The following is a 24,865-nucleotide window of genomic DNA, read 5'->3' on the forward strand; positions in this document are numbered from 1 at the left end:
TACAATCAAAACCAATAAGAGAAGCAGGCTTCAATCGAAAAGCCACTCGCGGCGCAGGCCGTGCGTGGCTTTTTTTCATTAAAAGAGCCTGCCTTTTTTTATAGCACTAAAGCCGTATTTATTTCAGGGCTTTAGGGGTCTTGTGATTCGGCATTAAATGCCTACATCATGAACATGCTTTTACATAAGGTACGCCATGACAACTTCCAAATTAACTGAGCAGACTCAACTGCCGTTGTTGCCTTTACGGGATGTCGTCGTTTTCCCGCATATGGTGATACCTCTGTTCGTCGGTCGCCCAAAATCGATCAAGGCGCTGGAAGCCGCAATGGAGCAGGGCAAGAGCATTATGCTTGCCGCACAGAAAGCTGCTGCCAAGGACGAACCTTCTCCAACCGATATTTATGAAATCGGCTGCGTCGCGAATATCCTCCAGATGCTGAAACTGCCGGACGGCACCGTAAAGGTGCTGGTCGAGGGTTCCCAGCGCGCGCGCATCCGCAAGATCACGGACTCGCCAACGCACTTTGTGGCTGACCTGGTGCCGCTCGAATCGGAAATCGGCGACGATTCCGAAATCGAAGCCATGCGCCGCGCCATCGTGCAGCAGTTCGACCAGTACGTAAAACTGAACAAGAAGATCCCGCCCGAGATCCTGGCATCGCTGTCCGGCATCGACGATGCCGGCCGCCTGGCCGATACCGTGGCCGCGCACCTGCCGCTGAAGCTGGAACAGAAACAGGTGATCCTGGAGATCTTCAACGTCGCCAAGCGTCTTGAGCACCTGCTCGGCCAGCTGGAAGGCGAACTCGACATCCTGCAGGTGGAAAAGCGCATCCGTGGCCGCGTCAAGCGCCAGATGGAGAAGTCGCAGCGCGAGTACTACCTGAACGAACAGGTCAAGGCGATCCAGAAAGAGCTGGGCGAAGGCGAAGAGGGCGCCGATCTCGACGAACTCGAGAAGAAGGTAGCCGCCGCCAAGATGCCGAAGGAAGCGCTGGAAAAGGCCCAGGCCGAGCTGAAGAAGCTGAAGCTGATGTCGCCGATGTCGGCCGAAGCCACCGTGGTGCGCAACTACATCGACACCCTGGTGTCGCTGCCGTGGAAGAAAAAGTCCAAGGTCAACAACGACCTGGCCAATGCCGAGAAGGTGCTGGAAGCCGATCACTACGGCCTGGACAAGATCAAGGAACGCATCCTGGAATACCTCGCGGTGCAGCAGCGCGTGGACAAGCTGAAAGCGCCGATCCTGTGCTTCGTGGGCCCACCAGGCGTGGGTAAAACCTCGCTGGGCCAGTCCATTGCCCGCGCCACGAACCGCAAGTTCGTGCGCATGGCGCTGGGCGGCGTGCGCGATGAAGCCGAGATCCGCGGCCACCGCCGCACCTATATCGGCTCCATGCCGGGCAAGGTGCTGCAGTCGCTGGCCAAGGTCGGCGTGCGCAATCCGCTGTTCCTGCTGGACGAAATCGACAAGATGGGTGCGGACTTCCGCGGCGATCCATCGTCGGCCCTGCTGGAAGTGCTGGATCCGGAACAGAACCACACCTTCAGCGACCACTACATCGAAGTGGACTTCGACCTGTCGGACGTGATGTTCGTGGCCACCTCGAACTCCTACAACATCCCGCCGGCGCTGCTGGACCGGATGGAAGTGATCCGCCTGTCGGGTTACACGGAAGACGAGAAAACCAGCATCGCGCTGCGCTACCTGCTGCCGAAACAGATCAAGAACAACGGTCTGAAAGAAGGCGAGATCGCGGTGAGCGAAGCGGCCGTGCGCGACATCATCCGCTACTACACCCGTGAAGCCGGCGTGCGCTCGCTGGAACGCGAAGTGTCGAAGATCTGCCGCAAGGTCGTGAAGATGCTGCTGCTGAAGAAGTCGGAAAAGAAAGTGACCGTCACGCCGAAAAACCTGGACAAGTTCCTGGGCGTGCGCCGCTACGACTTCGGCGTGGCCGAGAAGGAGAACCAGGTTGGCCAGGTTGTCGGCCTCGCATGGACCGAAGTGGGCGGCGACCTGCTGACCATCGAATCCGTGACGATGCCGGGCAAGGGCAATGTGATCCGAACCGGTACGCTGGGCGACGTGATGAAGGAATCGATCGAGGCAGCCCGCACCGTGGTGCGCAGCCGCGCCTCGCGCCTCGGCATCAAGCCGGAGCAGTTCGAGAAGACCGACATCCACATCCACGTGCCGGAAGGCGCGACGCCGAAGGATGGTCCTTCGGCAGGTATCGCGATGACGACCGCCATGGTGTCCGTGTTCACGGGCATTCCTGTGCGGGCCGACGTGGCGATGACGGGCGAGATCACGCTGCGTGGCGAAGTGCTGCCGATCGGCGGCCTGAAAGAGAAGCTGCTGGCGGCGCATCGCGGCGGCATCAAGACGGTGCTGATTCCCGAGCAGAACGTGAAGGACCTGGCCGAGATTCCGGACAATGTGAAGAACAAGCTGGAAATCGTGCCGGTGCGCTGGATCGACAAGGTGCTGGAAGTGGCGCTGGAACGCCAGCCGGAGCCGATCGTGGAAACGCCTGCGGTGGAAGCCGTGGCGGCCGCGGTGGCGAAGCCGGAAGGCCAGAGCGAGGTGGTAAAACACTAAGCAGTCTTTATCCGCAGCAAACAAAACAGGCGCTTTCGGGCGCCTGTTTTTATTTTTCTCCGTGTTTTCTCTGTGTGAAACCTTGACACAAAGTGATCGTGGCCTGTTTAATACCGCCTGAGATTTTCTCTGCCCTTTTTTACTGCCTGTTAATCAGGCACAAAAACGGTATAAACGATATAAACCTTTGTGACGGGGACTGCTTGTGAACAAGACTGAATTGATCGACCATATCGCTACTTCCGCAGACATTTCGAAAGCGGCAGCAGCACGCGCGCTGGACGCAATGATCGATGGCGTTACCACTACTCTGGCCAAGAACGACAGCGTCACCCTGGTCGGTTTTGGCACCTTCATGGTGAGCGAGCGCGCAGCCCGTACCGGCCGCAACCCACGCACCAAGGAAGAGATCACCATCGAAGCAGCGAAAGTACCGAAATTTAAAGCTGGTAAAGCGCTGAAAGATGCTGTAAACTAACGGACTTCGGTGAGCTTGACAGCTCACCAGGCCGGTTTAACGGGCGCTTAGCTCAGTTGGTAGAGCGGATCCCTTACAAGGATTAGGTCGGGAGTTCGACCCTCTCAGCGCCCACCAGTTAAACCGGAGCACGTAGTACCTTGTATTTGCAGGAGCGGTAGTTCAGTTGGTTAGAATACCGGCCTGTCACGCCGGGGGTCGCGGGTTCGAGCCCCGTCCGCTCCGCCAGCAAATACAACGAAACGTCTAACCAGGAGCGGTAGTTCAGTTGGTTAGAATACCGGCCTGTCACGCCGGGGGTCGCGGGTTCGAGCCCCGTCCGCTCCGCCAGAACAGATACCCCGCAGCCAGAAATGACTGCGGGGTTTTTCTTTTGCGCCTTCCCCGTACATCCTTGCTATAGTGAAAAGTGCACTGTAAAATCGCGTGAGCTGAAAGAGGGCGAACATAAGGTTCGCCTTTTTTCTTGAAGAGATCCACACACCGGAACTGGCTGAACATGTTTGAATATATCCGCACGCATCAAAAGCTGATGCAGATTCTTCTGGCGATCGTGATCGTCCCGTCTTTCGTCTTCGTGGGCGTGAGCGGTTATCAGTCGTTTGACGACAGCGCAACCGCCGTCGCCAAGATCGACGGCAAAACGCTGTCGCAGCAGGATTGGGAAGCCGCTCAGCGCCGCCAGCTGGACAACCTGCGCCAGCGCATGGGCCAGCAATACGACCAGAAGCTGTTCGACACGCCCGAGTTCAAACAGAACATCCTGGAAACGCTGGTCGCCGAGCGCTCGATCAATGCGGAAGTGATCCGTTCGCACATGACCATCGGCGACGCGGCACTGCAGAAATACATCCTCGGCCAGGGCCTGACCAAGGCCGACGGCTCCTTCGACATGGAGCGCTACCAGGCGCTGCTCGCTGCCCAGGGCATGACGCCGCAGATGTACGAAGCGCGCGTGCGCCAGGAGCTGGCTTTCCAGCAGCTGACCTCGGGCATCGAGAGCTCCGGCTTCGCGCCGCGCACCGTGTCCAAAATGATTTCGGACATCGGCGCGCAGGAACGCGACGTGCAGGAACTGGTGCTGCCGATCAGCGAATTCCTGCCGCAGGTGAAAGTCACCGACGAGATGGTGAAGGCGTTCTACGACAAGAACCCGAAGCTGTTCGAACTGCCTGAACAGGCGAAAATCGAATACCTGCTGCTGAACGCCGACGCGGTTGCGGCGCAGGTAACGGTGAGCGACGAAGAAGTCGCCGCCTACTACAAGTCGAACGCCGCGCGCTTCACCGCGCCGGAGACCCGCCGCGCCAGCCATATCCTGGTGGCCGTGAACAAGGACGCTACCGCAGCGCAGAAGGCCGCCGCCAAGGCCAAGGCCGACGCGATTGCCGCCGAAGTGCGCAAGGCGCCGGCAACCTTCGCTGCCGTGGCCAAGGCCAAGTCGGAAGATCCGGCATCCGCTGAACTGGGCGGCGACCTGAACGTGATCGAGAAGGGCGCGCTGCCGAAGGCTGTGGAAGACGCGATCTTCGCGCTGAAGCAGGGCGACATCAGCACGCCGGTGGAATCCGAATTCGGCTATCACGTGCTGACCGTGACCGAACTGAAAGCGGCCACCACCAAGCCGCTGGACGAAGTGAAGGGCGACATTGCTGCGGACCTGAAAAAGCAGAAGGCAGCGAAGAAGTATTCCGAAATGGCCGAAGCCTTCTCCAACACTGTGTACGAACAGGCTGACAGCCTGAAGCCGGCTGCGGACAAAACCGGCCTGAAGATCGAATCTGCCGCTGGCCTGAGCCGCACGCCGTCGCCGATGCTGGGCGCTGCGCCGTTCAACAACGCCAAGTTCCTGACCGCGTTGTTCTCGGAAGATTCGCTGAAGAACAAGCGCAACACCGAAGCCGTTGAAATCGCACCGAGCACGCTGATTGCAGGCCGCATCGTTGAATACAAGCCTGCATCCAAGCGTCCGCTGGCCGAAGTCGACGCGGCGATCCGCCAGCGCGTGACGATGGAAGAAGCGCTGTCCATGGCCCGCAAGGCCGGCGAAGCGAAACTGGCCGCAGCGAAGAAGGATGGCAATACCGAAGGCTTCGGCGAAGTGAAATCCATCTCGCGCTCGAAAGTGGAAGGCATCAACCAGGCCGCTGCGCTGGCCGTGCTGAAGGCCGACGTGAGCAAGCTGCCGGCCTATGTTGGCGTGGACCTGCCGGGCCAGGGCTATGGCCTGTACCGCATCGGCAAGGTGCACCAGCCTGCGCAGCAGGACGAAGCGCGCCGCAAGGCCGAGCAGGAACAGATCGGCAACATCATCTCGCAGCAGGAAATGTACGGCTACGTGGAATCGCTGAAGGCCAAGGCCAAAGTGAAGATGCTGCGTCCATCGCTGACCGCGAAGACCGAAGAAGCCAAATAATTCTCTTCGCCCCAGCAAAAAAGCCGCCCGGAGGCGGCTTTTTGTTAATTGGGGTCAGACCCGGTTTATTGTGAGTGAAGCTTGCGGGCTGCGGCGAGGAACGACGCGGGCGAAATATCCGCCAGCTCGACTTGCACTGCCTTGCCAAACTGCTGGAAATTCTTGTCGATCGATTTCAGATAAGCCGGATCGTAATGATCCACCAGCAGCTGATCCACCAGCTCCGGCATTTCGCCGGCGGAGGACATCTCCTGCCACTTCGCAATCTTCTCGCGTCCGTGCAGCGGCGTGAGGTAGTCCAGCTGGGCATTCAGCGCAGGCGCATTGCACGCAAAATGCTGGTAATCCTCGATCAGCAGCTTCACGCGTTCAGCGCGCGACACCTGCATCGCCACGCAAGGGGACGCGCGCATGCGGTCCATCAGCGCCGCCGGCACACGCAGCGAGCCTACCTTCTTGCTCTCCGACTCCACGAACACCGGCTGCGACGGATCGAAGCGGCGCAGGCGGTCCCAGATCGAGGTTTCAAACGCCTTCTGCGAGGGCTGCGGCTGGCAGGGAATATTGCCCAGCACCGAGCCGCGGTGCGCCGCCAGCTGTTCCAGGTCCAGCACCTGCGCGCCGATGGATTCCAGCGTATCGAGCAGGCGCGTCTTGCCGCTGCCGGTGGTGCCGCAGATCACGCGGAAGTCCAGCTGGGGCGTTTTTTCCAGGTCCAGGTTGACCTGGTTGCGGAACGCCTTGTAGCCGCCTTCCAGCTGCACCACGGGCCAGCCGATCTTGGCCAGCACGGTTGCCATCGAACCGCTGCGGTTCCCTCCGCGCCAGCAATAGACCAGGGGTTTCCACTCGCGCGGCTTGCCGAGCCACAGCGCCTCGATATGGTCGCCAATATTGCGCGCCACCAGCGCCGCGCCGATCTTCTTCGCCTCGAAGGCGCTGGCTTGCTTGTACAAGGTGCCGACCCGGATGCGCTGCTGGTCGTCGAGCACCGGGCAGTTGATCGCGTTCGGCAGGTGGTCCAGCGCATATTCGGACTCGCTGCGCGCATCGATGATGGTGTCGAATTCGTCAAGCCGCGCCAGCACGTCTTCGATACGCAGGATTTCTGGATACTTCATTTTGCTTTCACAATCGCGAGGAGATGAGGCCAGATATTAGCAAGGATAATCGGATGCGCCTCCGCCAGAGGATGGAGGCGGTCCTGCTGGAACAGTTCCGGGTGCGTGACCACGCCTTCGAGCATGAAGGGCGCCAGCGGCACCTTGGCGGCCTTGCTGATGGTGTCATACATGGCAAAGAACTTCTCCGAATAATCGCGGCCATAGTTCGGCGGAATGCGGATACCGACCAGCAGCACCCGGGCGCCGGCCTTCTTCGCCGTGTCGACCATGGCGCGCAGATTGGAGTCGGCGGCGGCGACAGGCAGGCCGCGCAGGCCATCGTTGGCGCCCAGTTCAATCACCACGATATCCGGTTTGTGCTTCGCCAGCAGCTGCGGCAGGCGCGTGCGCCCGCCGCTGGTGGTTTCGCCGCTCACACTGGCGTTGACCACGTTGACATCCATTTTCTGCGCCTTGAGTTTCTGCTCCGCCAGCGCCACCCAGCCCGCGCCGCGCGCGATACCATATTCGGCCGACAGGCTATCGCCCACCACGAGCACGGTTTTTGGGGCAGAATAGGCGCTCGCGCTGACGCTCCAGCTGAGCATAGCGAGCAGCGCTACTGAGAGGTTCCGCAAACTGATGAATAAGACCATGCCTGATTTTCCTAAAGCGTCCAGCAATTTCATTCCCGATTCCCCCGCCATGCCATCCGTGGCGCCCGTCGGCGCCGCGCAGGCGGCAATCGTCGTCTCAGGGCTGAGCAAGCGTGTGGCCGATGCCAGCGGCGAGCTCACCATTTTGCATAGCGTGGATTTTACAGTGCAAAAGGCCGAGACGCTCGCCATCGTCGGCGCTTCCGGATCGGGCAAATCGACCCTGCTCGGCCTGCTGGCCGGCCTCGATACGCCCAGCACCGGCAAAGTGATCCTGGACGGCGCCGACATCTACGCGCTGGACGAGGACGGCCGTGCCGCGCTGCGCAAGGAAAAGCTGGGCTTCGTGTTCCAGTCCTTCCAGCTGCTCGCCCACCTCACGGCGTTGGAGAATGTGATGCTGCCGCTGGAACTGGCGGGAGACGGCAATGCGCGCGCCAAGGCCGAGGCCATGCTGGGCCGCGTTGGGCTGTCCAGCCGTTTGAAGCACTATCCGAAATTCCTGTCCGGCGGCGAGCAGCAGCGCGTGGCGCTGGCGCGCGCCTTCGTCACCGAGCCGCCGCTGCTGCTGGCCGACGAACCGACCGGCAGCCTCGACGCCGCCACCGGCGAAGCCGTGATCCAGCTGATGTTTGAGCTGAACCGGGAACGCGGTTCCACGCTGGTGCTGGTCACGCACGACCCGTCGATTGCGGCACGCTGCGGCCGCACCATCACCATCGCGGCAGGCCGCCTGGTTTAACGGCCGTGGTGCTCGACCATCCGGTTGAGCGCCACGCGGATCGCGGGCACCAGTTCGCTGGCGGTGAGGCCGATTGGCCCGGTGCCTTCCGTTACCAGTACATCGGCCGCCATGCCATGCAGCCAGACGCCGGCCAGCGCCGCTTCCCAGCCAGGCCAGCCTTGCGCCAGCAGGCTGCCGCACAGGCCGGCCAGCACGTCGCCGGTGCCTGCGGTGGCAAGTCCGGGATTCCCGGTATTGTTGATGACTACGTCGCCGCGCGGCGATGCCAGCACGGTTCCGGAGCCTTTGAGTACGACGGTGGCCTTGAAACGCGATGCCAGCTCGCGGGCCGCACGCAGCCGGTCCGACTGCACCGAGGCAGCGGAAGCGCCGAGCAAGCGGGCCGCTTCCAGAGGGTGCGGGGTGAGCACCGTTTCTGCGCTGCGCTGGGCGATTGCATCGCATAGCGCGGAATCCTCGGACATGATGTTCAGCGCATCCGCATCCAGCACCAGCGCCTGTGCGCCCGATGCCGCAAGCGCAAGCACCGCGCGCGAATCGCTGCTGGTGCCCAGGCCGGGCCCCGCAACCACGATCGCACTGTCGAAATCGAAGCCCAGCGCCGAGCGGCACATCAGTTCCGGCTGTCCGCTGTCATACGGCAGCGCCTCGCCTGCAAAGCACAGGTAAACCCGGCCGGCGCCGGTCAGCAGCGCGGTGCGGCCCGCCAGCACCGGGGCGCCGACCATGCCGTTTGCACCGCCCAGCACCGCCACGTTGCCGAAGCTGCCCTTGTGCGAATTGTGGCGGCGGGAGTGGATATGCCGCGCGAAGAACTTGACGTCGTTCAGGTGGGTGCGCGAGGAGGGGAACAGTGAAGCTTCCAGGTCGAGGTTGTTAACCTGGACCAGCCCCGCATGGTCGCGGCCATCGCAGGTGTGCAGGCCGGGCTTGTTGCCGATGAAGGTCACGGTATGGGTGGCGCGTACGGCAATGCCATTTGGGCCGATCACACAGCCCTTGTCCGCATCGAGCCCGCTCGGCACATCCAGGGCCAGGAGAGGGCAGCCCAGCTGGTTGATGGTGCTGACCAGAATGGCCATGGCGCCTTCCAGCGGACGGCTCAGACCAATCCCGAACAGGCCGTCGATGACAAGGCTCCAGTCGCCGCCGGAAATCTCGGCCAGCGAGAGATCGGCGAACGTTACCGCGCTATGGCGGGCCCGGAACAGGGCCGCAGCACGCTCCGGCGACGGCTCGCCGTTCGGCGCGAAGTGCATGAGCGTGACCTGGGCGCCGGCGTGGGCCAGGTGCGCCGCCGTTTCCAGCGCATCGCCGCCATTGTTGCCGGGGCCGGCCAGCACCAGCACGCGTGCGCGGCTGGTCGAGAACGGGAGCAAATCGAGCGCGGCGTTGGCGCCCGCCTGTCCGGCGCGCTGCATCAGCGCGCCCTCCGGCAGCCGCTGGGCAGCCAGGTGTTCAATGCCGCGAATCTCGGCGACGGAATAGAGCGGGTGCATAGCGGATCGCAACCCCTGTTCAGTTATTAGACGAGCAATTTTAGCATCGAACCAACTCCGGTCTACAATAGCTTTTTCTGGCTTTCGGACGGGACGCAATGCGCTGGCAATTCTGGATCGATCGTGGCGGTACCTTCACGGACATTGTGGCCCGGCGGCCTGATGGCGCGCTGCAAACGTACAAGCTGCTGTCGGAAAATCCGGAGCAGTACCGTGATGCCGCCATCGCCGGCATTCGCCATCTGATGGGGATTGCGGCAGGCGACGCGATTCCTGCCGCGCAGGTGGAAGCCGTCAAGATGGGCACCACGGTGGCCACGAATGCCCTGCTGGAGCGCAAAGGGGAACCCACGCTGCTGCTGGTGACGCGCGGTTTCCGCGATGCGCTGCGCATCGCGTACCAGAACCGTCCACGCCTGTTCGACCGCCATATCGTGTTGCCGGAGCTGCTCTACAGCGAAGTGATCGAGGTCGACGAGCGCATGGGCGCGCACGGCGATGTGGTGCTGCCGTTGAATGCCGGCGCCGCACGCCGCGCTTTGCAGGCGGCGTACAGCCGCGGCCTGCGTTCGGTGGCGATCGTATTCATGCACGGCTACCGCTATAGTGCCCACGAGGCGGCGGTGGCGCAGATTGCGCGTGAGACTGGCTTTACGCAGGTATCGGTCTCGCACGAAGTGAGCCCGCTGATGAAATTCGTGTCGCGCGGCGACACTACGGTGGTCGATGCCTACCTGTCGCCTGTGCTGCGGCGCTATGTCGAGCAGGTGGCGATTGAACTGCCGGGCGTTCCGCTGCAGTTCATGCAGTCCAATGGCGGCTTGACGGACGGGCGGTCCTTCCAGGGTAAAGACAGCATCCTGAGCGGACCTGCGGGCGGCATCGTCGGCATGGTGCGCGCCTCCGAACGCGCGGGATTCCACCGCATTATCGGATTCGACATGGGCGGCACGTCGACCGATGTATCGCATTATGCGGGCGAGTTTGAACGCGAATTCGAGACGCAGGTAGCCGGTGTGCGCATGCGTGCGCCGATGATGAGCATTCACACTGTAGCAGCGGGTGGCGGCTCTGTACTGCATTTTGACGGCACGCGCTTCCGGGTAGGCCCGGACAGCGCCGGCGCCAATCCCGGCCCGGCCAGCTACCGCCGTGGCGGGCCATTGGCGGTTACGGACTGCAATGTCATGCTGGGAAAAATCCAGCCCCGGCACTTCCCGAGCGTGTTCGGTGCGGACGGCCACCAGCCGCTTGATGTGGAAGCGGTACGTGCGGGCTTCGCGGCGATGGCATCGGATATCGGTGCGGCCAGCGGCAAGGCCGTAACGCCGGAACAGGTAGCCGAAGGTTTCATTGAAATCGCCGTCGGCAATATGGCGAACGCCATCAAGCAAATCTCCGTGCAGCGCGGGCATGACGTCACGGGATACGCGCTGGTGAGCTTCGGCGGCGCGGGCGGACAGCACGCCTGCCTGGTTGCCGATGCCCTGGGCATGAAGACCGTGTTCATTCATTCGCTGGCCGGCGTGCTGTCGGCATACGGCATGGGGCTCGCAGACCAGACGGTGATGCGCGAGGCCTCCGTTGAGGCACGCCTGGCCGATTCTGCCGATCTCGCCGCACGGCTCGATATCCTTGGAGGGCAGGCCCGCGGCGAATTGCACGCACAGGGCGTGCCGGACGAACGCATTACGCTTCTGCCGCGTGTGCACCTGCGCTACGAAGGCACGGATTCGGCGATTGTGGTCCAGTATGGCGATGCGGCGGCGATGAAGGTGGAGTTCGAGCAGGCATACCGCAAGCGCTTCTCCTTCCTCATGCCGCACAAGGCCCTGGTGGTTGAAGCGGTTTCGGTCGAGGCAGTCGGCCATTCCGGGCAAAGCAGCGCCGGGCCGATATCTGCCGATGGCGGGACCGCAGGCCACGGACCCGAGGCGCGCGCAGAGCATACGGTCAGCATGTATAGCGGCGGCGCCTGGCTGGATGCGGGACTTTATTTGCGTGACAGCTTGCGAGCCGGTGAATGCGTAAATGGTCCCGCGATTATCGCCGAAGCGAATGCGACAACGGTTGTGGAACCAGGCTGGCGTGCGCAGGCGACGGATCAGGGTGACCTTGTGCTGACGCGAGTAGTGCCGCTGCCGGAACGCCGGGCCATCGGAACCGAAGCCGATCCCATCATGCTGGAGATCTTCAACAACCTGTTCATGTCCATCGCCAACCAGATGGGCCTGCGCCTGCAGAATACCGCGTACTCGGTGAACATCAAGGAGCGCCTGGACTTCAGCTGCGCCATCTTCGATGCCGACGGCAACCTCATTGCCAACGCGCCGCACATGCCGGTGCACCTTGGCTCAATGGGCGAGAGCATCCGCACCGTGATGCGCGAGAACGCAGGCAAGATGCGGCCCGGCGATGTCTTCATGCTGAACGATCCATACAACGGCGGCACGCACCTGCCCGACGTAACGGTGATTTCGCCCGTTTTCAACAAGGCAGGCACGGAGATCCTGTTCTACGTTGGCTCGCGCGGCCACCACGCAGACATTGGTGGCACCACACCGGGCTCCATGCCACCTGATTCGCGCAGTGTGGAAGAAGAGGGCGTCCTGATCAGCAACTTCCTGTTGGTGGACGGGGCGAGCGGCAGCATCCGTGAGGCGGAAACGCGGGAACTGCTGGCTGGTGCACGGTACCCGGCACGCAACCCCGACCAGAACCTGGCCGACCTGCGCGCACAGGTCGCCGCCAACCAGAAGGGCGCCGAAGAGCTGCTGAAGATGGTCGAACATTTCGGCCTCGGTGTAGTGCGGGCCTACATGGGACATGTGCAGGACAACGCCGAAGAAGCCGTGCGCCGCGTGATCGGCGCGCTGCGCAACGGCAGCTTCCTCCTGCCGCTGGATAATGGCGCGCAGATCCAGGTCGCCGTGCGCCTGAACAAGGACGAGCGCAGCGCCGAAATTGACTTCACCGGCACCTCGCCGCAGCTGGACAACAACTTCAACGCGCCATCCGCCGTATGCATGGCGGCGGTACTGTATGTGTTCCGCACGCTGGTCGATGACGAGATTCCGCTGAATGCGGGCTGCCTTAAGCCGCTGAAAGTCATCATCCCCAAAGGGTCGATGCTGAACCCGCACTATCCCGCCTCGGTCGTCTCCGGCAACGTGGAAACCTCCACCTGCATCACCAACGCGCTGTACGGCGCACTCGGCGTGCTGGCCGCCTCGCAGGGCACCATGAACAACTTCACCTTCGGGAACGCGCGCTATCAGTACTACGAAACGATCAGCGGCGGCTCGGGCGCAGGCCAGGGCTTCGACGGCACGGATGTCGTGCAAACCAATATGACCAACTCGCGCCTGACCGACCCCGAAGTGCTCGAATTCCGCTTCCCGGTGCGCCTTGAAAGTTACGAGATCCGCCAAGGCTCGGGTGGTGCAGGCCGCTGGCGGGGCGGCAACGGCGGCATCCGCAAGGTGCGCTTCCTGGAAGAGATGACGGCCGCCATCCTCTCAAATAACCGCATCCACCCGCCATTCGGCGCCGCAGGCGGAGAGCCCGGAGCACTTGGGCGCAACCGGGTCGAGCGTGTAGATGGTAGCGTAGAAGAATTGGGACACATCGGTAAGACCTCCATGCAGCGGGGCGATACCTTCGTTATCGAAACGCCCGGTGGCGGAGGCTACGGGACCGGCCACCGAACCAGCTAACCCCATGTTCGCTACGGACGTCTGGCAAGAATAGCGCCAGAAATAACGCCGAAAATCCGATCCGCGCGTGATGCATGCGAAGGCTGCTCGCGAAGCCAGGCGAGTGCCGCAATCAGGTCGAACAATTCCGAACCATCAAGATCGGCCCGCGCTTTGCCATCGGCCTGTGCGCGAGCGAGGAGCGCGGCGCCCGCACTTCGCAGGGTGACGCATGACGCGTGAAGAGCCGATTCGTGATCTTCGATGGCGCTCACCATCGGCGCAATGACACCACGATGCTCGTGAGTGAATGCAATGATTTCCTGTAACCACGTTATTAGTGCATCGGCGGAATCGCTCGATGCCTGAAGTTCATCGGCCCTTTTAGCCAATGCCCCAAAACTTGTCCGCAGCAAGGCTTCCAGCAAGGCCTCGCGGGTCGGGAAGTGACGGTACAGGGTCCCTAAGCCTACCTCAGCCCTGCGGGCAATATCGCGTAGCGAGGCATCGTTTCCCTGTTCAGTAAAGACTTTCCTGGCAACAGTCAGCAGGTGTTCGTAATTCTTTCTGGCATCAGCGCGCATAAGTTTCCTTGACAAACGGAGCGGTGATCCGTATATTCGGATCAGTGTTCCGTTAAATATAGCTGATTTCCGCCCAAGGAGAAAGTCATGGCACCTAAAACGATGAAAGCAATCCAGCAGCACGCGTTCGGCGGACCGGACGTATTGCATTATGAAAACGCTCCCGTTCCCGAAATGCAGGCGGGGGAAGTACTGGTCCGGGTGCACGCGGTCGGCCTGAATCCGCCCGACTGGTACTTGCGCGACGGGTACAAGATGTTGCCCCCTGAATGGCAGCCGAAAGTATCCTTCCCGGTGATTCTTGGGACTGACATCTCGGGCGTGATCGAAGCCGTGGCCGATGACGTCAAGGATTTCGCGGCCGGTGATGAAGTGTATTCAATGGTTCGCTTCCCCAGCGGCCTGGCCGGCGGCAGCCGCGCGTATGCCGAATATGTCGCCGTGCCGGTGAAGGAGATCGCACGCAAACCAAAGATGATCAGTCACGAGCAAGCTGCCGCAGCCCCCATGTCGCTGCTCACCGCATGGCAGTTCCTGATTGAAGAGGGGCACGACGTACAGAACCCGCTGCAGCAGCACAAACATGAGCCGGTTCCGCTCAAAGGAAAAACAGTCCTGGTCAATGGCGCTGCGGGTGGCGTCGGCCATTTCGCGCTGCAACTGGCGAAATGGAAGGGGGCGCGCGTCATCGCCGTGGGATCGGGTGTGCATGAAGCGTTCCTGCGAGAGCTCGGCGCCGATGAATTCATCGATTACACAAAAACCGCCGCCGAGGAAGTCGTCCGTGACGTTGACTTGGTGGTCGACGCAGTAGGCGGCCCCACCACTGGCCGCTTTTTGCGGACACTGAAGCGAGGCGGGGCGCTGTTTCCGATTTTCCCCCTCGGTTTTTCTGGCGCCGAAGAGGCAAAGAAACTGGGTGTCATGGTCTCGACAACGCAGGTCCGTTCAAGTGGCGCGCAGCTTCAGCAGCTTGCCACCTTGCTCGACAGAGGAGTGATTCGCGTTGCAATCGACAGCACCTTCGCCTTGCAGGACGCAAGAAAAGCACATGAGCGTGCGGCGCAGGGGCATATCCGGGGGAAGATAGTTCTCTCTGTCACCGGTGAAGGGTGAGCGCTATGGCCTCGATCAAAGACGCTATCGACGACTTATTCAACCCGCGGCTGAAGGTTGAAGAGGCGGTGGCGCAGCACTTTACCCCCTCGTTTCGGCAACGGGTGAACGGGAATTGGATCGACTACGCCAGCTTCCTGGCTGCCATTGTTTCGCTCCGGGAGATTGCGGATCGCGTCACCGTCACCGTGCTGGACGAATTTTCCGAGGAGAGTCGTTACGCAGAACGCCATGTCATCGACCTGCTGAAACGTGACGGGGGAAGGATGCTCCAGGAGGTGTATTTGTTTGCTGAACGAAGTCAGGATGGACGATTCAATCGGATTGAAGAGGCAACTCTTGCAATCAAACCGTAGCCCGGCTGGCCCTATCTGCTCCGCGTTTCATAGTGCAGTGCCAATGCGCCTGAACCAAACTCAAACCGGTCTACGAGCTTCAGGTCAAGCCGTTCCGGCAGTCCCGCAAATAAGGTCGGCCCCCGGCCTGCAATGGTCGGGTGCACGACGAACTCGTACTCATCGATCAATCCCAACTTAGCCAGGGCCAGTGGGAGCGTGACGCCGCCGACGGAAAGCAGCTTGCCGGGCGCTTGCTTCAGCTGCCGGACTGCTGTGGCGAGATCTCCGCGCAGCAGTTCGGCGTTCCAGTCAACCTGCTCCAATGTGCTCGACACCACATACTTCTTTGCCGCGTCGATGGTGTAGGCGAAGGGCTCCATCCAGTCGGTCATCCAATCCGGCCGCACGCCCGTTTGCGCCGTGGGGCGCCAGGCCGTTTCCATCATTTCGTAAGTGGTCCGGCCATAGATGACGGCATCCGCCTCGGCAACGCGCTCGGTCCAGTAGCGATGCAGTTCCTCATCGACAAACCCTGCGGTGTGGTCGCAACAACCGTCCAGGCTGATATTGATCGAATAGCGGAGAGGGCGCATCAGATTCCCCTTGAGGGTGATGAATGTATGTGGGAAAACAGCTCGCCTAAGGTCAGATCATCCTTCCAAACAGAGCCTAACTTGATTGCATGGCGCTTGTGAAGGTGGGCGGCCAAGGTTTCCACTTCGAGCACGTCAGGCGTCCAGCGGTTCGGGTAGAGGTTTCGGTAAATGTCGAGAATCCCGTCATCCGGCCCGAACTTCAGCTTATCTTGGTCCTTAAACGCGAAGGCAGAGGTGAACAGCAGAAGAAACGCGCGCAGCTCATGTTTCGATGCTGACGGGAAGGCCTGCCCCCAGTAACGCCCTTGACAAGCGCGGAGCCGATAGATGTGAGGAAGGCCCGATTCGCGTTTAGATAAAGTCAGAAAGAACAGGCATGCGCAAACCACAATCAGAACATAAACCATTTGCACCTCCGTATGGCCGTTTGACGGTACTCTTTAACGCGCGGTATGCCCCAGGAATGCGACGTATGGAGCTTCCTTCGATACGATATCAATAAGCTGATTCAGGCAATATAGGCCGTAGTGGAAGCTGGTTCCAGGATGTACTTCTTCGCCCCAGCTAGTCCCGTTAATGTAGCTCAGATAGCGCGATGCTTTAAAACGGACAAACTGTTTCCCTTCAAATTCCGCATTTGTGTCCTCCATAGCGAAGTGCTCTACTCGGACAGTCATTGCCACATACGAGCGGAACGAAATGGAGAAAGTTTTTGAGGGTTCGATCTGAGTAGGATGAGACATGATGTCCCAGCCATTGCGGCCGATAACCGGTGTCTCGCGCTGCCCTACAGCATGACGGACGATGATTTCCAGAGAATCGTCCGTACCGACCTTCACCTCGCACAAATGAAGCGGATGCTGCAAATCCGGGAAAAAGCTCACGTCTGTCCTTAGAAAAATGGCGGCAATCGCTTTAAGCAGTGGTCGAGATACCGTATTTGCGCTGGGTGGCGCCGTACTGCTGGAGCAGGATTTCCAGCGCCGCATTGGAGGGATCGAGGCCGCGGATGCGGGCGAGCAGGGCGCCGGCGGACTCGCCCAGCGGCGCTTCCCACCCCAGTTCGTCGAGTTGGCGGATGCTGGCCTTGGCGGCGGCGATCAGCACCGGCACATTGCCCGGCGTGCGGCGCAGCGCCTGATTGAGCGCGCTGACTGCGGCGCGGTGGTCGCCCTGTTCGGCACTCGCCTCGGCGTCCGACATCAGCTCGGCCACTTTCTGCGTGACCTGTTCGCCCAGACCCTCGGCCAGGTCCTGGCGGCCGTTCTTCTCGAACAGCGCCATCGCTTCGTCGGCGGACATGCCCTGGTTCTCGTTCATCATGCCGAACACGAGGTCGGAGGCATCTTTGTCCAGGTTGTGCTTGATGCAGGCTTCCACCAGTCCGGTTTTCAGCCGTGCGGACAGTCCCTGCGCCGCGCTGACCGCGCTGGCAGCCTTCGCCAGTTCCTCGCTTGCGCCGGCGGGGTTGCCGGACAGGTCGAGCAGCAGGGCGGAGGACAGCGCACGGCATACTTCCGCGCTCGCGTTGCCCCGCATGCTGCGCTCCAGGTCGCGGATCACGCCGCTGGCCTGCGAGGCGTCGCCCTTGCGGATCAGGGCCTTCACCAGGTTCACGTGGTCTTCGGGGTCGCGGAATTCGGAGTACTTCGCCTTCGTTACCACCTGCTTGAACGCGCGCTCGGCAACGCCGATATCGTCGGTGCGGTAGGCTACTTCGCCCAGGTGCCGCAGGCGCCGCACCATATGGGGCGAAATGGATACTGCTTCTTCCAGCACCTTCTTCGCTTCGACAACCTCGTCCAGCGCTTCCAGCGTGCGCGCCATCAGGTCGTATGCCGCCATGAAGCGCGGGTTTTGCTGCAGCAGTTCGGACAGCGTCTGGCGCGCTTCCTCGTAGCGCTGTTGCAGGAACTGGCAGCGCGCCAGGCCCAGTTGCGCCCAGCCCAGCGCGCGGCCCAGCAGGATGCTCTGGTAGACGACTTCCGCTTCGGCCAGTTCGCCCAGCTCCATCAGCGTTTCTGCGCGCACCCGCGCGAAATCGCCCGCATAGCGCTGCGATTTCTCGGAGCCCTCGACCGCAACCCTGACGGCTTCGCGCAGGTTGCCCTGGCCCAGCTGGTTATAGACGGGCAGCAGGGCGGCGCGGCGTTCCACGGCACGGGTGATCCGCTGCAGCAGCGCGTCCGCCGTGAAGGGCTTCAGTACGTAGTCGGTCGGCGTGAGCTCGGCGGCGCCAATCACCTTGCTGTAGATCCCCTCGGAGGTCAGCATGATGAAGATGGCGGCGGGGGTAATCAGCTTGTGGTGGCGCAGGTCTTCCAGCAGCTGCTGGCCATCCTGGCCGTCATCGTTGCCGTTCCCCAGATCGTATTCGCACAGGATGATGTCGAAGCCGCCCTTGGCCAGCTGACGGATTGCCGTGCCGGAGCTCACGGCGTACTCGATGCGGGTGATCGAGGCCTGGCTCAGCATATTGTGCAGGTTGCCGCGCATGCCCGGATTCGGGTCGACAATCAGCACCGACAAATCGCGGAATTCTTGCATCATGAAGCAGTAAATAATTGAATATGCCAAGAATATGCCAATTTCGGGAAAAATCAGCTATTTCTCATAGGGGACGCCCTTATTTAGTGCAATAAGAGGCGAAAATGTTGCATCGATGGCAGTAAATGCACCCTCGGCCAGAGGGAGAAGGGCGGGACGGGAAGGGGTGACTGCGAGTATAATGCCCGCAAAAGGAAATTCAGCAAGACCAATCAGCTCGTGCCCATTCTTCTTTTAATCCGCAGCCACGCTGCATCAAACGCCCTCCAAACATGTTGATTCTGCCGGGCTCCAACGCCCTGTCCGCGTTCCGTAGCCAACGCCTGCTCTCGCAACTCCAAGCCGTGCTGCCGTCTGTAACGGCCATCCAGGCACGATACATCCACTTCGTTGACGCTTCCGCGCCGCTTTCCAGCGATGATGAAGCACGCCTCAACGGCCTGCTGACCTACGGCGAGCCTGCGCTGCCGGAGCAGAACGACGGCGTGGTGGAAGAGTTCTTCGTCATTCCGCGCTTCGGCACCATTTCGCCATGGGCCTCCAAGGCGACCGACATCGTGCATAACTGCGGCATGGGCCATATCCACCGCGTTGAGCGCGGCGTGGCTTACCGTGTGGTTCTCAAGGGCGGCATTCTCGGCACCGGCCTGGGCGCCGCCAAGAAGCTGGATACGGAAGAGCTGCAAAGCGTCGCTGCGCTGCTGCACGACCGCATGACGGAATCCGTGCTGCGCCATCCGGACCAGGCAGCGGAGCTGTTCCGCAGCCTGGAGGCGAAGCCGCTGGAATCGATCGATGTGCTGGGCGCCGGGCGCCACGCGCTGGAGAAGGCCAATACGGACCTGGGCCTGGCCATGTCGGACGACGAAATCGACTACCTGCTGAATGCCTTCACCGCCGCCAAGCGCAACCCGACCGATGTGGAACTGATGATGTTCGCGCAGGCGAACTCGGAACACTGCCGTCACAAGATCTTCAACGCCGACTGGACCATCGACGGCCAGGCGCAGGAGCGCTCGCTGTTCAAGATGATCAAGAACACGCACGAGAAGCAGCCGAAAGGCACCATCGTGGCGTATTCGGACAACTCCTCCATCATGGAAGGCGCCGAGGTCACGCGCTTCTACCCGCGCGGCGAAGGCCATGAATACGGCGCTTCGAAAGAGCTGATCCACACGCTGATGAAAGTGGAAACGCACAATCACCCGACCGCGATTTCCCCCTTCCCTGGCGCCTCTACCGGCGCCGGCGGCGAGATCCGCGACGAAGGCGCAACCGGCCGCGGCGCGAAGCCGAAGGCCGGCCTGACCGGCTTTACAGTCTCGAACCTGATGCTGCCGGGTGCTGTGCAAGCCTGGGAAAATGCGGCCGACGTAACCGCCCCGGTGGGCAAGCGCGACGAGAGCAAGGCCTACGGCAAGCCGGACCGCATCGCTTCGCCGCTGCAGATCATGATCGACGGCCCGCTGGGCGGCGCTGCCTTCTCGAACGAGTTCGGCCGTCCGGTGCTGGGCGGTTACTTCCGTACCTACGAACAGAATGTGGGCAAGCAGTTCGCCGGTGCGCAGGACACCGTATTCGGCTACCACAAGCCGATCATGATCGCGGGCGGCATCGGTAATATCTCGGCGCAGCACACGCACAAGAACGACATTCCGGTGGGCTCGCTGCTGATCCAGCTGGGCGGTCCTGGCATGCGCATCGGCATGGGCGGCTCGGCCGCTTCGTCGATGGCGACCGGCACCAACACTGCGGACCTGGACTTCGACTCGGTCCAGCGCGGCAATCCTGAGATGGAACGCCGTGCGCAGGAAGTGATCAATGGCTGCTGGCAAATGGGCGCGGCCAACCCGATCATCTCGATTCACGATGTGGGCGCGGGTGGCCTGTCCAATGCCTTCCCCGAAATCACCAACGACGCCAAGCGCGGCGCGATTTTCGACCTGCGCAAGATTCCGCTGGAAGAGAGCGGCATGGCGCCGAAGGAAATCTGGAGCAACGAGTCGCAGGAGCGCTATGTGCTGGCGATCTCGCCGGACAACCTGGCCACCTTCAAGGCCCTGTGCGAGCGCGAACGCTGCCCGTTCGCCGTGGTCGGCACCGCCACCGAAGAGCGCCAGCTGAAGCTGATCGACCGGGATCTCGGCAATGAGCCGGTCGACATGCCGATGGAAGTCCTGCTCGGCAAGCCGCCGAAGATGCACCGTGACGTGAACCACGTGCAGAACGATTTCCCTGCCATCGACCTCACCGGCGTGGAGCTGCAGGAAGCCGCCAAGCGCGTGCTGCTGCTGCCAACCGTGGGCGACAAGAGCTTCCTCATCACTATTGGCGACCGTACCGTGGGCGCCACCTCCGTGCGCGACCAGATGGTCGGTCCATGGCAGGTGCCGGTGGCCGATTGCGCCGTTACCGCAATGAGCTTCGAAGGCTATGTGGGCGAAGCGATGGCGATGGGCGAGCGTACCCCGCTGGCCGTGATCGACGCGCCGGCATCGGGCCGCATGGCAGTCGGCGAAACCATTACCAACCTGGCTGCGGCGCCGATTGCCGATATCTCGGCCATCAAACTGTCCGCCAACTGGATGGCCGCCTGCGGTCAGCCGGGCCAGGATGCAGCGCTGTTCGATACCGTGAAAGCGGTCGGCATGGAACTGTGCCCGGCCCTGGGCATCAGCATCCCGGTCGGCAAGGATTCGCTGTCCATGCGCACCACCTGGAAAGACGAAGGCCGGGACAAGGCCGTGATCTCGCCGGTTTCGCTGATCGTTTCCGGCTTCGCGCCGGTGTACGACGTGCGCAAGTCGCTGACGCCGCAGATCCGCATGGACCTGGGGGAAACCTCCATCATCCTGATCGACCTTGGCCGCGGCAAGAACCGCATGGGCGCTTCCGCGCTGTCGCAGGTGCTCGGCCAGCTGGGCAACGAAGCGCCGGACGTGGACAGCCCGGAAGACCTGAAAGCCTTCTTCACCGCCATCCAGCAGCTGAATAAGGATGGCAAGCTGCTGGCCTACCATGACCGTTCCGACGGCGGCCTGTATGCAACCCTGACCGAAATGGCTTTCGCAGGCCGCGCAGGCCTGTCCATCAACCTGGACATGCTGACGCTGGAAGGCGAGCACGCTGCCGACTGGGGCGATGCCAAGAACTGGACCGGCCAGGTGGCCGAGCGCCGCAACGAGCTCACGCTGCGTGCGCTGTTCAGCGAGGAGCTGGGCGCCGTGATCCAGGTGCGCGCCGACGAGAAATCGCTGGTCATGGACGTGCTGCGTTCCTTCAACCTGGGCGCCTGCAGCCATATCATCGGCAAGCCGAATGACCGTGGCGTGATCGAGTTCACCCGCGACGCGAAAGTGATCTACAACGAACAGCGCGCCGCGCTGCACCGCCTGTGGAGCGAAACCAGCTGGCGCATCTCGCGCATGCGCGAGAATCCGGCGACCGCCGATGCGGAATACGACCGCCTGCTGGATGAAACCGATCCAGGCATCGTTCCGAAGATTACCTTCGACCTGAACGAGAATGTGGCGGCGCCGTTCCTGGCATCGGGCGCACGTCCGCGCGTGGCCATCCTGCGCGAGCAGGGCGTGAACTCGCATATCGAGACCGCGTGGGTGATGCACCAGGCAGGCTTCGCCGCCATCGACGTGCACATGAGCGACCTGATTTCGGGCCGCGTGAAGCTGGACGACTTCCATGGCGTGATCGCTGTGGGCGGCTTCTCCTACGGCGACGTGCTGGGGGCGGGCGAGGGCTGGGCCAAGTCCATCCTGTTCAACCCTGCAATGGCGGAACAGTTCGCGCGCTTCTTCCAGCGCAAGGATACCTTCGGCCTCGGCATCTGCAACGGCTGCCAGATGATGAGCAACCTGAAGTCGCTGATTCCGGGCGCCCATGCGTGGCCGAAGTTCACCACCAACAAGTCGGAGAAGTTCGAAGCCCGCTTTGCGATGGTGGAAGTGCAGGATTCGCCGTCGATCTTCTTCAGCGGCATGGCAGGCACGCAGTCGCCAATCGCCGTGGCGCACGGTGAAGGCTATGCGGACTTCTCGCAGACCGGCAGCATCGGCGAGGCGATCGTTGCTATGCGCTTCATCGATAACAAAGGTTCGGCTACCGAAGCCTATCCCTACAACCCGAACGGTTCGCCGCAAGGCATTACCTCTGTCACCACGCCGGATGGCCGCTTCTCGGTGCTGATGCCGCACGCCGAACGCGTATTCCGCACGGTGCAGATGTCCTACCACCCGGACGGCTGGGGCGAGGATTCGCCGTGGATGCGCATGTTCCGCAACGCGCGCAAGTTCATCGGCTGATTCTCGGAACCGATCCTCAAAAAGCCGGGCATGTCCCGGCTTTTTTACTGTAGGATCGGCTTATGAAAAAAATAATCCTGACCCTTGCTTCAGTCTGCGGACTGCTTGCTCTCCCAGCCCACGCGGCCTGCATCGACGAACAGAAATTCGTCCCCATCAACGGTATCGAGCAGTGGGTTGTGATCCGCGGCGAGAAGTGCGAGAAGCCGGTGCTGATCATCGTGCATGGCGGACCGGGAAATCCGATGACTCCTTATGCCAAGGCTATCTACGGACCATGGGAAAAGGAATTTACGCTGGTGCTGTGGGACCAGCGCGGTTCGGGCATGACCTATGGCCGCAAGCCGCCAGCGAAAGACGATCCGCTCACGCTGGAGCTGATGCGCGATGACGGCATTGCCGTCACCGAGTATGCGCTGAAACGCCTGGGTAAGCGCAAGGCTATCCTCAAAGGGGCATCGTGGAGCTCCGTGCTCGGTCCGCTGATGATCAAGGCGCGGCCGGAGCTGTATTCGGCCTATGTGGGCACGGCGCACATGGTTCGCCATCCGGACAATATCAAGTCATCGTATGCGCGCACGCTCGAACTGGCGAAAGCCGCCAGGGATGCGGACAGCATCGCGAAGCTGGAAGCGCTTGGCACGCCGCCGTGGACCAATCCGCGCAATTTCGGCATTTTGCGCCGCGTTACGCGAAAATACGAGGCGATGGCCACCGATCCGGCGCCCGCCAGCTGGTGGAAGCCGGAAGCGCCGTATGCCACCGCGAAGTATGAGGCCGACTACACGGCGGGTGAAGACTACTCCTTCCTGCAGTTCGTTGGCTGGAAGGGCGACGGCATGGCCTCCAAAGTCGATGCCTACAAACTGGGACCAAGCTTTGACGTTCCGGTCTTCATCATCCAGGGTGAGGAAGACCTGGTGACGACGCCCGATGTCGCCCGCGCCTTCTACGACGCCATCCATGCGCCAAAAAAAGAATTCATCCTGCTGCCGCGCGTCGGCCACGACCCGAACCCGCTGATGGTGGACGCGCAGCTCAAACTGCTCAGGGAAAAGGTGCGTCCGCTCGCGGATTGAACTGCATTCTGGCGCCATCATGCCGGAAACTGGCGCGCTAGCCGATCTCCTGGCCGACCATGATGCGGTGGCCGTCGATGGTGCGCAGGCCGAACTCGCGCATCTGCCACGGTTCGTCGCTCAGCGGCTTGGTTATCTCGGCGCCTGCGGCGTTCACGCGGGCGTAGAAGGCGTCCACGTCGTCCACCACGAGATAGGCAAAATAAGAATGGTAGCCGGTGTCGGCGACGGGCATGGCGTCGCGGCATTCGCCGGCCATGATGGTGCAGCCGCCGCTGGCGAAGAAACGCCAGCTCGGATCGCCCATTTCGTGGATCTCGAAACCCAGCACGTCGCGGTAGAAGGCCGCTGATTGTTGCAGATCTGGCACTGCCAGCACAAAATGGCTCTTCGAAATCATGTGGACCTCCTCGGTGGAGGTCACATACTACAGGTGTTTCGCGGCCTCCCGCCGGCTGAGGGGCGCGAGGCAGGCGCCCGGTCCTGAGAGGAAGGCACGCACGGCGTCCGGTGCGTGGCGGGCGTAATCGCGCAGCGCCCAGCCGATGGCTTTCTGGATGAAGAACTCCTTTTCGTGCGACAGGGCCACGGCATAACGGAACAGGCGTTCCTGGTCGGTGCTTTTGCCCCAGCCCAGCTGGTGGAGCAGGGCGATGCGGCGCACCCAGAAATCTTCATGGGCCAATGCATCGTCCATGCCGTGGTGTTCGCGGCGCAGCACGTCGCCGATGATGGAGGCCAGGCCGTCCACCGTATCCCACCATGATTTGCGCCGTACGAGCGCCATTAGTGCGGGCAGGTGAGTGCGGTCGAGCGCTTTCCAATGCATGCAGAGCAGGTCCAGCGCGGCATATTGATACTCGCGCTGAGGACGTTCCCAAAGCGCCCCGGCGAGCGCCAACAGATCTTCTGCGCTGAGTCCGCGCAGTGCCTTGAAGACCGGCTTCAGAGCCGCCCGCCTTGCCGGGGTGGGAACGCCGAGGAAGGGAAACTGGTTGCGCATATATGCGCTCATCGCCGCCGCCCGGCCCGCATCCGCCAGCGGCAGCAGGGCCGCATCTACTGACACCATGGTGCCTGACCCCA

General features: G+C 61.8%; 19 protein-coding genes and 3 tRNA genes. 12 read left to right on the top strand and 10 right to left on the bottom strand.

The features are described from left to right. Positions 1–196 precede the first annotated feature (196 nt). The 6 genes from lon (at position 197) to ACJRPG_RS08460 (ending at position 5,502) form a co-directional block, all read left to right on the top strand. The gene (gene lon / locus ACJRPG_RS08435) at positions 197–2,608 is read left to right on the top strand and encodes an endopeptidase La (protein ID WP_407999618.1); all 2,412 of its coding nucleotides are present in this window, start codon (positions 197–199) and stop codon (positions 2,606–2,608) included. A 205-nt stretch (positions 2,609–2,813) separates the two neighbouring features. Continuing rightward, complete coding sequence (locus ACJRPG_RS08440) at positions 2,814–3,086, top strand: HU family DNA-binding protein (RefSeq protein WP_134383520.1); 273 nt, start codon at positions 2,814–2,816, stop codon at positions 3,084–3,086. A gap of 41 nt (positions 3,087–3,127) precedes the next feature. Beyond that, positions 3,128–3,203: transfer RNA gene (locus tag ACJRPG_RS08445), tRNA-Val, on the top strand. A gap of 34 nt (positions 3,204–3,237) precedes the next feature. Continuing rightward, positions 3,238–3,314, top strand: a tRNA-Asp gene (locus ACJRPG_RS08450). Positions 3,315–3,339: 25 nt separating this feature from the next. After that, positions 3,340–3,416 (top strand) — tRNA-Asp (locus ACJRPG_RS08455). Positions 3,417–3,585: 169 nt separating this feature from the next. Then, the gene (locus ACJRPG_RS08460; protein ID WP_407999619.1) at positions 3,586–5,502 is read left to right on the top strand and encodes a SurA N-terminal domain-containing protein; all 1,917 of its coding nucleotides are present in this window, start codon (positions 3,586–3,588) and stop codon (positions 5,500–5,502) included. 65 nt (positions 5,503–5,567) lie between these two features. On the opposite strand, the gene mnmH is transcribed toward ACJRPG_RS08460, so the two are convergent. Then, positions 5,568–6,623 carry a tRNA 2-selenouridine(34) synthase MnmH gene (gene mnmH / locus ACJRPG_RS08465; protein ID WP_407999620.1) on the bottom strand — a complete coding sequence of 352 codons (1,056 nt, stop codon included), beginning with the start codon at positions 6,621–6,623 and terminating at the stop codon, positions 5,568–5,570. Next, a complete protein-coding gene (locus ACJRPG_RS08470) occupies positions 6,620–7,261 on the bottom strand; it encodes an arylesterase (RefSeq protein WP_407999621.1) in 642 nt (213 codons plus the stop codon). Before ACJRPG_RS08470 ends, mnmH begins: the two co-directional genes overlap by 4 nt. A 49-nt stretch (positions 7,262–7,310) precedes the next feature. Here ACJRPG_RS08470 and ACJRPG_RS08475 point away from each other — a divergent pair, with 49 nt between their 5' ends. Then, on the top strand, positions 7,311–8,003 hold the full coding sequence (locus ACJRPG_RS08475; protein ID WP_407999991.1) for an ABC transporter ATP-binding protein: 693 nt from the start codon (positions 7,311–7,313) through the stop codon (positions 8,001–8,003). Here the strand turns inward: ACJRPG_RS08475 and ACJRPG_RS08480 are convergent. After that, a complete protein-coding gene (locus ACJRPG_RS08480) occupies positions 8,000–9,505 on the bottom strand; it encodes an NAD(P)H-hydrate dehydratase (RefSeq protein ID WP_407999622.1) in 1,506 nt (501 codons plus the stop codon). The two genes, ACJRPG_RS08475 and ACJRPG_RS08480, sit on opposite strands and share 4 nt — an antisense overlap. A 98-nt stretch (positions 9,506–9,603) precedes the next feature. On the opposite strand from ACJRPG_RS08480, the gene ACJRPG_RS08485 reads away from it, so the two are divergent. Next, positions 9,604–13,221, top strand: coding sequence for a hydantoinase B/oxoprolinase family protein (locus tag ACJRPG_RS08485; protein WP_407999623.1), 3,618 nt, complete (start codon positions 9,604–9,606; stop codon positions 13,219–13,221). Between the two features lie 11 nt (positions 13,222–13,232). On the opposite strand, the gene ACJRPG_RS08490 is transcribed toward ACJRPG_RS08485, so the two are convergent. Beyond that, complete coding sequence (locus ACJRPG_RS08490; protein WP_407999624.1) at positions 13,233–13,784, bottom strand: TetR/AcrR family transcriptional regulator; 552 nt, start codon at positions 13,782–13,784, stop codon at positions 13,233–13,235. An 87-nt stretch (positions 13,785–13,871) separates the two neighbouring features. Between ACJRPG_RS08490 and ACJRPG_RS08495 the strand changes: the two genes are divergently transcribed. Then, on the top strand, positions 13,872–14,900 hold the full coding sequence (locus tag ACJRPG_RS08495) for an NADP-dependent oxidoreductase (protein ID WP_407999625.1): 1,029 nt from the start codon (positions 13,872–13,874) through the stop codon (positions 14,898–14,900). Positions 14,901–14,905: 5 nt separating this feature from the next. After that, positions 14,906–15,256, top strand: a complete 351-nt coding sequence (locus tag ACJRPG_RS08500; RefSeq protein ID WP_407999626.1) for a nuclear transport factor 2 family protein — start codon at positions 14,906–14,908, stop codon at positions 15,254–15,256. 11 nt (positions 15,257–15,267) lie between these two features. Here ACJRPG_RS08500 and ACJRPG_RS08505 read toward each other — a convergent pair whose 3' ends face one another. From ACJRPG_RS08505 to ACJRPG_RS08520, 4 genes are read right to left on the bottom strand one after another with little or no spacing between them, the layout of a single operon-like run. Next, the gene (locus tag ACJRPG_RS08505; protein ID WP_407999627.1) at positions 15,268–15,831 is read right to left on the bottom strand and encodes a dihydrofolate reductase family protein; all 564 of its coding nucleotides are present in this window, start codon (positions 15,829–15,831) and stop codon (positions 15,268–15,270) included. Next, positions 15,831–16,241, bottom strand: coding sequence for a hypothetical protein (locus ACJRPG_RS08510; protein WP_407999628.1), 411 nt, complete (start codon positions 16,239–16,241; stop codon positions 15,831–15,833). Before ACJRPG_RS08510 ends, ACJRPG_RS08505 begins: the two co-directional genes overlap by 1 nt. A gap of 33 nt (positions 16,242–16,274) precedes the next feature. After that, positions 16,275–16,718, bottom strand: a complete 444-nt coding sequence (locus ACJRPG_RS08515) for a hypothetical protein (RefSeq protein ID WP_407999629.1) — start codon at positions 16,716–16,718, stop codon at positions 16,275–16,277. 31 nt (positions 16,719–16,749) lie between these two features. Beyond that, positions 16,750–18,384, bottom strand: coding sequence for a tetratricopeptide repeat protein (locus ACJRPG_RS08520; RefSeq protein WP_407999630.1), 1,635 nt, complete (start codon positions 18,382–18,384; stop codon positions 16,750–16,752). Positions 18,385–18,653: 269 nt separating this feature from the next. On the opposite strand from ACJRPG_RS08520, the gene purL reads away from it, so the two are divergent. Together purL and ACJRPG_RS08530 are read left to right on the top strand one after the other, a co-directional pair. Beyond that, positions 18,654–22,700 (top strand): phosphoribosylformylglycinamidine synthase, encoded by a 4,047-nt coding sequence (purL, locus tag ACJRPG_RS08525; RefSeq protein ID WP_407999631.1) that lies wholly within the window; start codon positions 18,654–18,656, stop codon positions 22,698–22,700. Positions 22,701–22,762: 62 nt separating this feature from the next. Continuing rightward, the gene (locus ACJRPG_RS08530; RefSeq protein WP_407999632.1) at positions 22,763–23,779 is read left to right on the top strand and encodes an alpha/beta fold hydrolase; all 1,017 of its coding nucleotides are present in this window, start codon (positions 22,763–22,765) and stop codon (positions 23,777–23,779) included. A gap of 37 nt (positions 23,780–23,816) precedes the next feature. Here the strand turns inward: ACJRPG_RS08530 and ACJRPG_RS08535 are convergent, their stop codons facing one another. Beyond that, positions 23,817–24,179, bottom strand: coding sequence for a VOC family protein (locus tag ACJRPG_RS08535; RefSeq protein ID WP_407999633.1), 363 nt, complete (start codon positions 24,177–24,179; stop codon positions 23,817–23,819). Positions 24,180–24,206: 27 nt separating this feature from the next. After that, on the bottom strand, positions 24,207–24,851 hold the full coding sequence (locus ACJRPG_RS08540) for a DNA alkylation repair protein (RefSeq protein WP_407999634.1): 645 nt from the start codon (positions 24,849–24,851) through the stop codon (positions 24,207–24,209). Positions 24,852–24,865 lie beyond the last annotated feature (14 nt).

The sequence above is a fragment of the Pseudoduganella rhizocola genome (assembly GCF_045984285.3).
Lineage (GTDB): Bacteria > Pseudomonadota > Gammaproteobacteria > Burkholderiales > Burkholderiaceae_D > Rugamonas.

What these genes read in the sequence shown, in the direction of transcription:
- lon (WP_407999618.1), top strand. Translation starts at nt 197, where the DNA reads ATGACAACTTCCAAATTAACTGAGCAGACTCAACTGCCGTTGTTGCCT.
- ACJRPG_RS08520 (WP_407999630.1), bottom strand. Translation starts at nt 18,384, where the DNA reads ATGATGCAAGAATTCCGCGATTTGTCGGTGCTGATTGTCGACCCGAAT.
- ACJRPG_RS08485 (WP_407999623.1), top strand. Translation starts at nt 9,604, where the DNA reads ATGCGCTGGCAATTCTGGATCGATCGTGGCGGTACCTTCACGGACATT.
- ACJRPG_RS08490 (WP_407999624.1), bottom strand. Translation starts at nt 13,784, where the DNA reads ATGCGCGCTGATGCCAGAAAGAATTACGAACACCTGCTGACTGTTGCC.
- ACJRPG_RS08535 (WP_407999633.1), bottom strand. Translation starts at nt 24,179, where the DNA reads ATGATTTCGAAGAGCCATTTTGTGCTGGCAGTGCCAGATCTGCAACAA.
- ACJRPG_RS08540 (WP_407999634.1), bottom strand. Translation starts at nt 24,851, where the DNA reads ATGGTGTCAGTAGATGCGGCCCTGCTGCCGCTGGCGGATGCGGGCCGG.
- ACJRPG_RS08460 (WP_407999619.1), top strand. Translation starts at nt 3,586, where the DNA reads ATGTTTGAATATATCCGCACGCATCAAAAGCTGATGCAGATTCTTCTG.
- purL (WP_407999631.1), top strand. Translation starts at nt 18,654, where the DNA reads ATGTTGATTCTGCCGGGCTCCAACGCCCTGTCCGCGTTCCGTAGCCAA.
- mnmH (WP_407999620.1), bottom strand. Translation starts at nt 6,623, where the DNA reads ATGAAGTATCCAGAAATCCTGCGTATCGAAGACGTGCTGGCGCGGCTT.
- ACJRPG_RS08505 (WP_407999627.1), bottom strand. Translation starts at nt 15,831, where the DNA reads ATGCGCCCTCTCCGCTATTCGATCAATATCAGCCTGGACGGTTGTTGC.
- ACJRPG_RS08495 (WP_407999625.1), top strand. Translation starts at nt 13,872, where the DNA reads ATGGCACCTAAAACGATGAAAGCAATCCAGCAGCACGCGTTCGGCGGA.
- ACJRPG_RS08530 (WP_407999632.1), top strand. Translation starts at nt 22,763, where the DNA reads ATGAAAAAAATAATCCTGACCCTTGCTTCAGTCTGCGGACTGCTTGCT.
- ACJRPG_RS08480 (WP_407999622.1), bottom strand. Translation starts at nt 9,505, where the DNA reads ATGCACCCGCTCTATTCCGTCGCCGAGATTCGCGGCATTGAACACCTG.
- ACJRPG_RS08500 (WP_407999626.1), top strand. Translation starts at nt 14,906, where the DNA reads ATGGCCTCGATCAAAGACGCTATCGACGACTTATTCAACCCGCGGCTG.
- ACJRPG_RS08510 (WP_407999628.1), bottom strand. Translation starts at nt 16,241, where the DNA reads ATGGTTTATGTTCTGATTGTGGTTTGCGCATGCCTGTTCTTTCTGACT.
- ACJRPG_RS08470 (WP_407999621.1), bottom strand. Translation starts at nt 7,261, where the DNA reads ATGGTCTTATTCATCAGTTTGCGGAACCTCTCAGTAGCGCTGCTCGCT.
- ACJRPG_RS08475 (WP_407999991.1), top strand. Translation starts at nt 7,311, where the DNA reads ATGCCATCCGTGGCGCCCGTCGGCGCCGCGCAGGCGGCAATCGTCGTC.